Annotated in this window: 12 protein-coding genes and 2 pseudogenes; all 14 read right to left on the minus strand. The window is 46.3% G+C overall.

Going from position 1 to position 12,358, the window contains the following annotated elements; translation table 11 throughout:
• Positions 1–60: 60 nt before the first annotated feature.
• The 14 genes and pseudogenes from IPM61_01090 to IPM61_01155 all read right to left on the minus strand — a co-directional run bounded on the left by IPM61_01090 (position 61) and on the right by IPM61_01155 (position 12,345).
• On the minus strand, positions 61–546 hold the full coding sequence (locus IPM61_01090) for an immunity 26/phosphotriesterase HocA family protein (GenBank protein MBK8909903.1): 486 nt from the start codon (positions 544–546) through the stop codon (positions 61–63).
• A 96-nt stretch (positions 547–642) separates the two neighbouring features.
• Positions 643–927, minus strand: a pseudogene (locus tag IPM61_01095) (RHS repeat-associated core domain-containing protein).
• A gap of 255 nt (positions 928–1,182) precedes the next feature.
• Positions 1,183–1,539 (minus strand): annotated as a pseudogene (locus IPM61_01100) (hypothetical protein).
• Positions 1,540–1,584: 45 nt separating this feature from the next.
• A complete protein-coding gene (locus tag IPM61_01105; protein ID MBK8909904.1) occupies positions 1,585–2,181 on the minus strand; it encodes a DUF416 family protein in 597 nt (198 codons plus the stop codon).
• Between the two features lie 18 nt (positions 2,182–2,199).
• The gene (locus tag IPM61_01110) at positions 2,200–2,970 is read right to left on the minus strand and encodes a hypothetical protein (GenBank protein ID MBK8909905.1); all 771 of its coding nucleotides are present in this window, start codon (positions 2,968–2,970) and stop codon (positions 2,200–2,202) included.
• A gap of 247 nt (positions 2,971–3,217) precedes the next feature.
• Positions 3,218–3,703, minus strand: coding sequence for an immunity 26/phosphotriesterase HocA family protein (locus IPM61_01115; protein ID MBK8909906.1), 486 nt, complete (start codon positions 3,701–3,703; stop codon positions 3,218–3,220).
• 33 nt (positions 3,704–3,736) lie between these two features.
• Positions 3,737–4,828, minus strand: coding sequence for a hypothetical protein (locus IPM61_01120; GenBank protein MBK8909907.1), 1,092 nt, complete (start codon positions 4,826–4,828; stop codon positions 3,737–3,739).
• A 510-nt stretch (positions 4,829–5,338) separates the two neighbouring features.
• Positions 5,339–6,988, minus strand: coding sequence for a hypothetical protein (locus IPM61_01125; protein ID MBK8909908.1), 1,650 nt, complete (start codon positions 6,986–6,988; stop codon positions 5,339–5,341).
• An 84-nt stretch (positions 6,989–7,072) separates the two neighbouring features.
• Positions 7,073–7,549 (minus strand): hypothetical protein, encoded by a 477-nt coding sequence (locus IPM61_01130; GenBank protein MBK8909909.1) that lies wholly within the window; start codon positions 7,547–7,549, stop codon positions 7,073–7,075.
• A gap of 262 nt (positions 7,550–7,811) precedes the next feature.
• Entirely contained in the window at positions 7,812–9,443 is a 1,632-nt protein-coding gene (locus IPM61_01135) for a L,D-transpeptidase family protein (GenBank protein MBK8909910.1), read from the minus strand.
• A gap of 41 nt (positions 9,444–9,484) precedes the next feature.
• Positions 9,485–9,775, minus strand: a complete 291-nt coding sequence (locus IPM61_01140) for a hypothetical protein (GenBank protein MBK8909911.1) — start codon at positions 9,773–9,775, stop codon at positions 9,485–9,487.
• Between the two features lie 5 nt (positions 9,776–9,780).
• Positions 9,781–10,902, minus strand: a complete 1,122-nt coding sequence (locus IPM61_01145) for a hypothetical protein (protein ID MBK8909912.1) — start codon at positions 10,900–10,902, stop codon at positions 9,781–9,783.
• A gap of 120 nt (positions 10,903–11,022) precedes the next feature.
• The gene (locus IPM61_01150; protein ID MBK8909913.1) at positions 11,023–11,643 is read right to left on the minus strand and encodes a hypothetical protein; all 621 of its coding nucleotides are present in this window, start codon (positions 11,641–11,643) and stop codon (positions 11,023–11,025) included.
• Positions 11,644–11,724: 81 nt separating this feature from the next.
• A complete protein-coding gene (locus tag IPM61_01155) occupies positions 11,725–12,345 on the minus strand; it encodes a hypothetical protein (GenBank protein MBK8909914.1) in 621 nt (206 codons plus the stop codon).
• Positions 12,346–12,358: the final 13 nt, after the last annotated feature.

A 12,358-nucleotide genomic window follows, 5' to 3' on the forward strand; every position in this document is an offset into this window, starting at 1 on the left:
GCTGCTGGTACTCACCTGTTCCTGCAATTTATCCCTCCTTCCATCCAAACAATATCAGCATTAACTGCTCTCTACTGAACCATACAAAGTAAGCCGATCTTTTTCTACCAACCGATTCTTCCTACCTGCAAAATGATCCCGCAACCGCTCTTCCACATGCTCCGGCTCCCACACTGCTGCACGCTCTAAGCCACGACACGCTTCCCGCGTACTCGGGTAGATAGCTCCCGTATTGGGATCATATAATGAAAATTGATCCGGATGTAACCCATCCTGGATAAATTTATTCGGCATTACTTCTAACGATGGTTCTAACGGCATTTTTCCCACCTTTAACCAATGACCTCGGGTGATCGCATCATCGTACACAGCAACGATGAAAAGGATAGCCTTATCCACAATCTCCTCCATATCGCTTATCTCTTCCTTCGTCCGAATATCATAAAATCCATACCCTGCATTCCGTAGTATCCGACCATAGGAATGATACCCATCTCCCAAATCTATCTTGATGATCGAACCAAGTGTGATCCGTTGTCTTTTCATTGTTTTGCTCCTTATACTTTGTTTTGTGACTCTCTATAAAGGACCAAGTGTCCGAGTTGCCTCTTCTAAGTAATAATTACCACTGGGATTGTTTAGACTAATCCCGTTGATCGCATTCCCGGATGTTCCTCCCTGACTTTGCGCTCCACCATGCTTCTCAATTAATTGCTGCTCCCTTCCCCGAATTGCTTCCTTGTTCGTAGATGATTTATCTACTTGTGCCGGATCATATCCTTTCTCATTCATATGGTGGTTCGCATCGCGCTTGGCGACATTTTTTTCTGGTGATCCCGTACCACTTGTTCGTCCAGAATATACTTGACCGGTTGTAGGGTTTGTTTTGGTGTATGTCTGGTATGTCTTTGGAGATTGAGCAGATTGCGCTCCTGCCGCAACACCCCCTCGACTTGACTGTAAAAACGGTTGCGGTACACTCCCAACTTTACTATACCTTGCCCCAGATGAATGCTCCATTGACGACGGACGTAACCCTACCGAACCAAACTTCCCGCTTGATTGTCCATCTGGCTCCGTCATCACCCCGCCTGATCCTGACATCCCCGAACCTGCTCCCATCGCCACTTCTACTCCAAAAAAACCCATCGGGGTTCGCATCAAAAACTTATCTCGCTGCTTTCCCCCTGGATCACTGAAATTCAACGGCGCATTCCCCGCGTACACGTACGGGCTGATCTCTGCTTCTTTCTCAAATAATGGGTCTATACTTAAAAATCTCCCCTCTTCGTACTTCCTCACTCCTAAACTAAACAATCCATTCTCACGGTCCTTCTCGTTCTCGTTGAACCCTCGGCGCGCTACCGTTCCACCACCAAGAACGTTCCCCCACGGGTCGTAATCATAATACTTCGTTGAAATGCCGGGGGTGAGGCTGGCGCGTAGGCTGGCTAAGTGGTCGCTGATTCGGTATTCTTTGCTCCCGTCTGGCGCGGTGATGATCGGCGTGAGGTCCTCATGGACCCCGTTCCAGCCGATGCCGTTGGTGAGATACTCCGTTGGATATTTAACCGATTACATCCTTTATCCTACTCCTATGCTACTATACGGTGATGATGGATTAGAATGATTTCTAAAAAAATCTATGTCTGAATCTGTTCTCTTTAAATGAGAAGATAACCATTGAATATCTGAAACCTGTTTTGTGATTTCTTTAATCATTAATTCATCATTATAGATTTTCTTTTCAAATAGAGGGTCAGAATTGAAATCGAGATCATCCCTTACCTGGATAAACATATCTATAGTATCAATTGCATATTGGCTGATTAATTCAATGTGATCAAAAGAACCATCCACAATGAACAGTAAAGACTCAACAATACTATTACTAGCATCAAGAGCTGCCGATGTGTACAAAGAATTGAATATTTCAGTATCCGGTGCTTGATTTTCACATTGCTGTATCAGTTCTAAAATGTTCTCATCCTTAGTTTTGACAAATTGCCAAGCAATAGCTAAAGCATTAGATAATGCTGATACATCACCCCAGTTTTCAATTTCTGAAAACGCTTTGTAATTCGGCAGCATTCTCTCACAACATGCAGCAGCAAACATTATCTTATGCTCATACTGCAATTCCTTCAAGGAGTTCAGATTTTGTTTTAGCTGATTCAGCATATCAATTTTGAATAAGGTTTACTTTGCAGCAGCTCCAGCTTCACTCCCCACAAATTTTAATGTACTCGCAGGAATTGCTCCTGCGGCTTCAATCATTGCAGCACATGATGGGCAAATAGGACGGCTAGCAGCTATTAATGCATTCCTTGCCGAAATTCCAGATCTATCAAGGTGTTGAAGAATTGTAGCTTCAGCATGACCCTGTCCCTTTACCATCACTTCATTTTTGCTAAGCATTGCTCTTTGGGAAGGGCGTAAAGCGTTTTCACTTGATGCTATATATCGTGTCGTTTGGCCATTCACATTAACTTCGGCAACAGCAACAGTAGTACGATTTTGTGTTGCTTGTGATGTTGCTTGATGAATCTGTACTGCTCGTGCTTCTAATTGAGCAGCTGATTGCGTCGGAGCTACCACACTTCCACGCGCTCCCGATGGTGCTGCTGATGCAGCATTCGTTCCCCCTCCCGGACGAACACTCAAACCACTCCCACTTGCTAAACTTGCCTCTCCAGCTCCGCCGCTACCGAATGCGCCACTGCCAATCGGTATCCCATCCGGCCCGATACTATACGCATTTCCTCCTCCTGGAGCTTTCGGTCTTCCCTGCATTCCATCAGGGTCAACCACACTCAGAGGGTTGTTATCCCCATACACATACGGCGATTGCCACAAAAACTTCTCCCACAATGGGTCTATTGCCGTAAATCTACCCAATCCCTCCTCTAATTTCCTCACTCCGTTGTTGTACAGGCTGCTTTCCTTGTCCTCCTCTCGGTCGTTATACATCCGCCGCGTTCCCGTTCCGCTTAACAGGCCGCCCCACGGGTCGTAATCATAATACTTCGTTGAAATGCCGGGGGTGAGGCTGGCGCGTAGGCTGGCTAAGTGGTCGCTGATTCGGTATTCTTTGCTTCCGTCTGGCGCGGTGATGATCGGCGTGAGGTCCTCATGAACCCCGTTCCAGCCGATGCCAGCTGCTGGTACTCACCTCTTCCTGCAATTCATCCCTCCTTCCAGCCAAACAATATCAGCATTAACTGCTCTCTACTGAACCATACAAAGTAAGCCGATCTTTTTCTACCAACCGATTCTTCCTACCTGCAAAATGATCCCGCAACCGCTCTTCCACATGCTCCGGCTCCCACACTGCCGCACGCTCTAAGCCACGACACGCTTCCCGCGTACTCGGGTACATAGCTCCTGTATTAGGATCATATATTCGAAATTTATCCGGATGTAACCCATCCTGGATAAATTTATTCGGCATTACTTCTAACGATGGTTCTAACGGCATTTTTCCCACCTTTAGCCAATGACCTCGGGTGATCGCATCATCGTACACAGCAACGATAAAAAGAATAGCCTTATCCACAATCTCCTCCATATCGCTTATCTCTTCCTTCGTCCGAATATCATAAAATCCATACCCTGCATTCCGTAGTATCCGACCATAGGAATGATACCCGTCTCCTAAATCTATCTTGATGATCGAACCAGGTGTGATCCGTTGTCTTGTCATTGTTTTGCTCTCTATATTTTGTTTTGTGATCCTCTATAAAGGACCAAATTCCTGAATTGCCTGTTGTAAGTAACGACTACCACTGGGATTGTTTGGACTAATCCCGTTGATCGCATTTCCAGATGTCCCTCCCTGACTTTGTGCTCCACCATGCTTCTCAATTAATTGCTGTTCCCTTCCCCGAATTGCTTCCTTGTTCGTAGATGATCGTTCTACTTCTGCCGGATCATATCCTTTCTTATTCATATGGTGGTTCGCATCCCGCTTGGCGACATTTTTTTCTGGCGTTCCCGTACCACTTGTTCGTCCAGAATATACTTGATTGGTTGTAGGGTTTGTTTTGGTGTATGTCTGGTATGTCTTTGGAGATTGAGCAGATTGCGCTCCTGCCGCAACACCCCCTCGACTTGACTGTAAAAACGGTTGCGGTACACTCCCAACTTTACTATACCTTGCCCCAGATGAATGCTCCATTGACGACGGACGTAACCCTACCGAACCAAACTTCCCGCTTGATTGTCCATCTGGCTCCGTCATCACCCCGCCTGATCCTGACATCCCCGAACCTGCTCCCATCGCCACTTCTACTCCAAAAAAACCCATCGGGGTTCGCATCAAAAACTTATCTCGCTGCTTTCCCCCTGGATCACTGAAATTCAACGGCGCGTTTCCCGCGTACACGTACGGGCTGATCTCTGCTTCTTTCTCAAATAATGGGTCTATACTTAAAAATCTCCCCTCTTCGTACTTCCTCACTCCTAAACTAAACAATCCATTCTCACGGTCCTTCTCGTTCTCGTTGAACCCTCGACGCGCTGCCGTTCCACCGCCAAGAACGTTCCCCCACGGGTCGTAATCATAATACTTCGTTGAAATGCCGGGGGTGAGGCTGGCGCGTAGGCTGGCTAAGTGGTCGCTGATTCGGTATTCTTTGCTCCCGTCTGGCGCGGTGATGATCGGCGTGAGGTCCTCATGGACCCCGTTCCAGCCGATGCCGTTGGTGAGATACTCCGTTGGATACAGAAACACATTCCGCCGCCAAGCCGTGTCGCAGAAGGGACCGCTCATTTGCTGGCCGTGCCAGACGGCAAGCTGCTCTTTGCTCCCGCCAAGCAGATACTGCACCCAGGGGTACGGCTGGCCTACGATGCTGTCTGCCAATGGGCCGTGGTACAACCGCTTCTGCTCTCGCTCTCCCTGCGCGTTGTACCGGTAGCGCCAATCCCAATGGTTGTTGTCAAATGAATTAGCACTGATATATCGCTAATTCATTTTTAATTCGAATTCACTGTACCTATAACGGGTTATCAACTGATCGCATCCATATATCAGGAGGTTTATATGTCCTAAAAGATATTTCCCGCTCATCTGTCACGATTCTATAGTGCGTATGATTTTTCATATTAGTTTCAACTATATCAATACAACTCTCTAAATATGGGTCATCATAATCCTCGCAAACAACCTCTTCATAAAAAGAATGGACATCATTAAACGTTAAAAGACAATCTATCACTGGATTGTCTGGGTTATTTGTTAAAGCAACCGACAACCTCCTTTCCGTGGGGATATACTCTATCTTAGTAATATATTGAACGGTCGTAATTTTAAAGTTTTTGAATTTCATTTTAATCTCTATTTGGTTACTGTTTCACCAGTATTATGAGGAGCATCTTGCGGTATTTTTTTTCCATCTGGCCCTATGCGAGGTCTATATTTCGTGCCACCTCCAGCTGGTTCAACTTTAGGCCCCGTTCTCACAATTTCACCATCTGGCCTAATTTGTACACGGCTACCATCTGGATGGTACCATTTTTTATATCCTCCCTCTGTAGTGCCTTGATCTTTAAATCCAGCACCTTCAAGTATCTTTTGTGCTTCTTCTAATGTTTTACCAGTTAAGTCTTGTAAAGTCTCAGATGCACTTGATGCTACACTGCCATTAAACCAAAGATCTAAAATTTGCCCTGTATTCATTCCCGTCATAAATGCTACTTTCTCTGCTGATGCCATTATCTTTGACCATTGATCTGAACTTAAGCTAGGGTTTGGGAATGTTGCTCCAGGTTTATCCACAGCAGTCTGCATCCCTCTATATCCTTGAGGGTTATTCGTTTCTTTACGCTGCATCCCATCCGGGTCCACATAATTCAATGGCGCGTTTCCCGCGTACACGTACGGGCTGATCTCTGCTTCTTTCTCAAATAATGGGTCTATACTTAAAAATCTCCCCTCTTCGTACTTCCTCACTCCTAAACTAAACAATCCATTCTCACGGTCCTTCTCGTTCTCGTTGAACCCTCGACGCGCTACCGTTCCACCGCCAAGAACGTTCCCCCACGGGTCGTAATCATAATACTTCGTTGAAATGCCGGGGGTGAGGCTGGCGCGTAGGCTGGCTAAGTGGTCGCTGATTCGGTATTCTTTGCTGCCATCTGGCTTGGTGATGATCGGCGTGAGGTCCTCATGAACCCCGTTCCAGCCGATGCCGTTGGTGAGATACTCCGTTGGATACAGAAACACATTCCGCCGCCAAGCCGTGTCGCAAAAGGGACCGCTCATTTGCTGGCCGTGCCACACCGCAAGCTGCTCTTTGCTCCCGCCAAGCAGATACTGCACCCACGGGTAGGGCTGGCCTACGATGCTGTCTGGCAATGGGCCGTGGTACAACCGCTTCTGCTCTCGCTCTCCCTGCGCGTTGTACCGGTAGCGCCAATCCCAATGGTTGTTCTCCCACGGGTTCCCATTCTGGTACTTCCAGTTTAGCTCACGGTAGCTGTAGCCAAAGTGGTCCTCGCTCAGCAATGTCGGTAATGGAATCGCCATCGGATCCGTCACCTTCCGCTCCACAATCGAGCCGTTGAGGTTGTACCCGTAGTCCGTCCGCGTCGTTACTCCCCCTTGTTCCTGTCGGCTCCACTCCAACCGGTTCGGACCGCTTGTTGGTGCGCCGTACTGGTACGTTCGCACATCCTGGCCATCTATCCGAGCACTCAGGGTTCGGTTCCCTACTTTGTCATACTCGTACAACACCGTGTCGCCCACACCCAGGCGGCTCCATTTCTGCAGCCGGTCCACCCCGTCGTACTCATACCCCTGCACCAACCAACTCCCCTGCCCACCATTCTTCGATTCCTGCTTCACGATCCGCCCTACTGAGTCGTACGATAATTTCTGCTGGAATATCTTCGGCGCGACGATCGTGTACTGGCTCTCCAGAGAATCCAACCAACCGCGCTTGTTGTACCAATAGTCCGTTGTGATTTGTGCCTCGGGGTATTTCATCTGCTCCACATTCCCCAACACCGTGTACCGATAAGCAATATCTGTTACTCAACACTTAATAGTATTCGGAGCTTCTTATATAGCTTACTTCGTATTTAATTTAGCTCTTCGAACTATTTTTTTTAACCATGTAGCATCATGTTTTGAAAGAATTTTTAAGCAACTATCTATCGTTCTTGCTACATCTTCTTTTTCATTTTCGTAATACTCATAATCATGTAATGATTGTAAATACCAAATTGTACGTTGAAATATTTTATCTTCTTCTTTCTTTCTAGATAAATACTTTATTAGATTTATCGGTGACTTTGAAAATAATTTACCAATATTTTCTTCTAAAAATTCACTTATATACCCATCTGAATATTTACTTATAGAATCTATCATCATTATATACTTCTCTTCTCCTGTTCGTCTATAATCATAAAACAATGCGTCTATTATTTCCAATACACACGAATCATATCCATTTAATAATTCTCTATATCGAATATCACCACCCAGCACTAATGAATCAGGATAATTACGGATCATTTTGCAAGCATATGTAGTGTCTATCATTGCTATGTACTCTATACGCTTCTTTCTTTGGCTTTCCTCATATCTTTTAGTTTTTAACAAATTACTATCCAATTTCCCAGAATGATTCTGTTCAGTAGAACATCCCACTATTACCATAACAAGCAATAATCCGCAGATTGACCATCTTAACTTTAGTATAAAGTCGTTCTTTATTAATCTTGCACCCGTTTTCCATAAATTCTTCCACTCATTGCGAGTAGCATGATATCTATAACATAACATGAGTACCTTCCTCCCTAAGTTATTGTGGCATTTCCGAAACAGGCTGCTGTGTCATATCTCCTGGAACTGGTATGTCATCTGAGATTATCAGCTTACCAGGGACTTCTTGAGAATCATTTTTTTCTAATTCCTCCACTTTCTCTTTTAACTCTTTCATGATATGATCAAATGTTCGCAGACATCCATGAGTTGCCTGTAATTGAGGATCCTCAACCGGTTCCCATTTCTTTGTCTTTTCGTTGTATTCCTCTTGTTGTCCTCCATGAATACGGATAAGTGTTCTTCCACTCTCTTTGATTTCACCAGATTCCCCCGTAAGAACTAATCGTGGGTTAGGGCCATAAGAGGCTCGACTCCCGCCGCTTGTCCAAGGTGCTTTATCATCTATATCATATACTCCTGTTGGAGTATCATGGTCTGTATGCATTCTATCTCTTCCTTCCCCTTGCCCTCTTACAATAAATGAATAAATCTCCTTTCCATTCCTATCTTTGAGAGTAGCAACACCTACAAAACTCCCCCCTTCTTCTCCTCGATTCCTCATAAAATGGATTTCAATATCCCATAAACCACTTCCATCAATACGATTCGTTGGATTATTTCTCGAGTAATGATATGGAGTAGTATAACGATTGCTTTCCCAGAACGCATCCACACTCATAAACCTTCCTGCCTCATCATCATACTGCCTCACCCCTAAATTCCGCAGACCGCTCTCTCCATCCTTCTCTTTGCCTATAAATCCCTTCCGGCTCTCCGTTCCGCCGGCTAATAACCCTCCAAATGGCGCGTAATCGCTGTATGTGAATCCGTTGCTTCCCAGTACTCCACGGCTGGAGCCTAAGTGGTCGAAGAAACGGTATTCCTTCGCTCCGTTAGGGCGCGTTACTACGTTGCTGTGCTTCCCTACTCCATAGCTCAGATACTCCGTTGGATACAGAAACACATTCCGCCGCCAAGCCGTGTCGCAAAAGGGACCGCTCATTTGCTGGCCGTGCCACACCGCAAGCTGCTCTTTGCTCCCGCCAAGCAGATACTGCACCCACGGGTAGGGCTGGCCTACGATGCTGTCTGGCAATGGGCCGTGGTACAACCGCTTCTGCTCTCGCTCTCCCTGCGCGTTGTACCGGTAGCGCCAATCCCAATGGTTGTTCTCCCACGGGTTCCCATTCTGGTACTTCCAGTTTAGCTCACGGTAGCTGTAGCCGAAGTGATCCTCACCCGCCAAACCCCAAAATGGAGGAGCTACCTGGCTGTGCCTTATCCGATCCGTGATTGAACCGTTGAGGTTGTACCCGTAGTTCGTCCGCGTCGTTACTCCCCCTTGTTGCTGCAGGCTCTGCTCCAACCGGTTCGGGCCGCTTGTTGGTGCGCCGTACTGGTACGTTCGCACATCCTGGCCATCTATCCGAGCACTCAGGGTTCGGTTCCCCACCTTGTCGTACTCGTACAACACCGTGTCGCCCACACCCAACCGGCTCCATTTCTGTAGCCGGTCCACCCCGTCGTACTCATACCCCTGCACCAACCAACTCCCCTGCCCACCATTCTTCGATTCCTGCTTCACGATCCGCCCTACTGAGTCGTACGATAATTTCTGCTGGAATATCTTCGGCGCGACGATCGTGTACTGGCTCTCCAGAGAATCCAACCAACCGCGCTTGTTGTATCAACACACCGATTCTCAACACTCTATGAATTCATGCTCAAAATCTGTACAACTATTCCTTCTCCTATTACTTCACTTCCTTCATCAAAAGTGAACTTTGCTCCAACACGAAATTCACCTCCTAAATATCTGTCATTTATGAATGTTATCTCAACAATGCCTTCTTCTCCAGGAAAAAATTCATCCTTGTGAATCAGCGTTATTCTCCCACCCGTCTTCATGTTATCTATAAAATTAAAAGTAGGCCAATACCCTGAACGGAACGGCGTTTGCCTCTTATTATTCAATCGTATTTTAGCTTTGATCTTAACCATTTTGATTAAAACTTGATTCGAACAAGTGGTGTATAATTTAGTACGTTGACTTGAATTTGACTGAGTTGAGTTGAAGGAATTGCGATTGCAGAAAATCCATCCGCTCTGAAAGGCGTTGCACCATTCATTATGCTACTTGAAATCCGAGCTTCAATTACATAAAATGGCTGTTGATCTGCACGAAACAGAAGTTGACCAAAACCAGCTGCATCTTTCGCAGTTGGTGCAAAAAGTTTTGTTGTTTCATACCCTCCTGCCAAATTTCTCAAACCATTTTGGGCAATATCGGATAATTCAGCTTGTGAGACAGCTCGATAAACACTTGTAGTCGTTGCATTGCTTTCAGAAACTGCAACTTGCCTTGTATGTAGAAGAGCTTTTGCTCCCTCTACACCTTTTGTTCCAACTGTTTGAGTCGCCGATGCGGCCCTTGCTACTGTTGCTGACTCTGTTCCAAATATTGATTGCCATAAACGCCTTAACCCTATTCCTATATCTCCTCCTCCTGCACTTCCGAGCACTTGGATCTTGCCATCTTCACCAGGTGTACCAGTCGCATCAACAGGATCAATATCATCTCCAATCGAACCCGCCTGCAACCCCTTCGGATCCGTCTTCCTCAACGGATCATTATCTCCATACACGTATGGCGATTGCCACAAAAACTTCTCCCACAATGGGTCTATTGCCGTAAATCTACCCAATCCCTCCTCTAATTTCCTCACTCCGTTGTTGTACAGGCTGCTTTCCTTGTCCTCCTCTCGGTCGTTATACATCCGACGCGTTGCCGTTCCGCTTAACAGGCCGCCCCACGGGTCGTAATCATAATACTTCGTTGAAATGCCGGGGGTGAGGCTGGCGCGTAGGCTGGCTAAGTGGTCGCTGATTCGGTATTCTTTGCTCCCGTCTGGCGTGGTGATGATCGGCGTGAGGTCCTCATGGACCCCGTTCCAGCCAATGCCGTTGGTGAGATACTCCGTTGGATACAGAAACACATTCCGCCGCCAAGCGGTGTCGCAGAATGGACCGCTCATTTGCTGGCCGTGCCAGACGGCAAGCTGCTCTTTGCTCCCGCCAAGCAGATACTGCACCCAGGGGTAGGGCTGGCCTACGATGCTGTCTGCCAATGGACCGTGGTACAACCGCTTTTGCTCTCGCTCTCCCTGCGCGTTGTACCGGTAGCGCCAATCCCAGTGGTTGTTCTCCCACGGGTTCCCGTTCTGGTACTTCCAGTTTAGCTCACGGCTCTATAATATTCCCCCATTCTGCAACCGCCGTGACCAGACACCTAATAAACGCTCTAATCCTTTAGTGTCTCCCGTTTTTAAAGCGCGTTCTGCATTACCATAAGGCGCGCCAATTGGATCTTCTTCAAAAAACTTTCCATACTTCAGAACAGGCAGATTGTAGGATAAGGCGCGTTTGCCTCCAACCCCAACTCCCCATTCCAACTCAGGCTGCACCTTCATCAACATATGCGCAAACACGATCCCAATGTCAACCGCTAATGATGCTCCATACGTCGTCAACTCTATCCTCGGATGATTGATGATCGTGTACTTCCCATCCTTGTGAACCTCGACACTGAAATCCTCCTCGTTCTTGTTATCTGTGTGAAATCTCTCATCCCTAAATATCTCCATTGATTTACCTACTATCTCATCTAATAACTCTACATTATCTCTCCTGAAATCTATATCCACATCTAAAAAATTACTCAACACCTCAAGACGTTCAGGAAAAATGCTCAAAAACCAAAGCAGGTTTTGCTTCGCTTCTTTCTTGCTCCAATTTTTGTGCCCCTTCTCCGCTAACTCTAACGGAGTAAGAATTATGGGATATGGTTCGATGAATGTGGTCTCGTTCATGACTCCTTTCTGTTTGGTGATGGTGGGTGTGAGACTCTTCTGAACCTCGTTCCATAGCTATTTTCAATTCAGCCCACAGATCTATAATATCCCCCCATTCTGTAACCGCCGTGACCAGACATCCAGTGTATGGAGCATCCCATTTTTATTTTCTTCCTTTATAGACCGTAATGCCTGATTATAAGCTGATCTAATCGGATTTTCTTCAAAAAACTTTCCATACTTCAGAACAGGCAGATTGTAGGATAAGGCTCGTTTGCCTCCAACTCCAACTCCCCATTCCAACTCAGGCTGCACCTTCATCAACATATGCGCAAACACGATCCCAATGTCAACCGCTAACGATGCTCCATACGTCGTCAACTCTATCCTCGGATGATTGATGATCGTGTACTTCCCATCCTTGTGAACCTCGACACTGAAATCCTCCTCGTTCTTGTTATCTGTGTGAAATCTCTCATCCCTAAATATCTCCATTGATTTACCTACTATCTCATCTAATAACTCTACATTATCTCTCCTGAAATCTATATCCACATCTAAAAAATTACTCAACACCTCAAGACGTTCAGGAAAAATGCTCAAAAACCAAAGCAGGTTTTGCTTCGCTTCTTTCTTGCTCCAATCCTTGTGATCCTTCTCCGCGAACTCTAACGGAGTAAGAATTATGGGATATGGTTCGATGAATGTGGTCTCGTTCATGACTCCTTTCTGT

The sequence above is a fragment of the Chlorobiota bacterium genome (genome assembly GCA_016710285.1).
Classification (GTDB): domain Bacteria; phylum Bacteroidota; class Ignavibacteria; order OLB7; family OLB7; genus OLB7.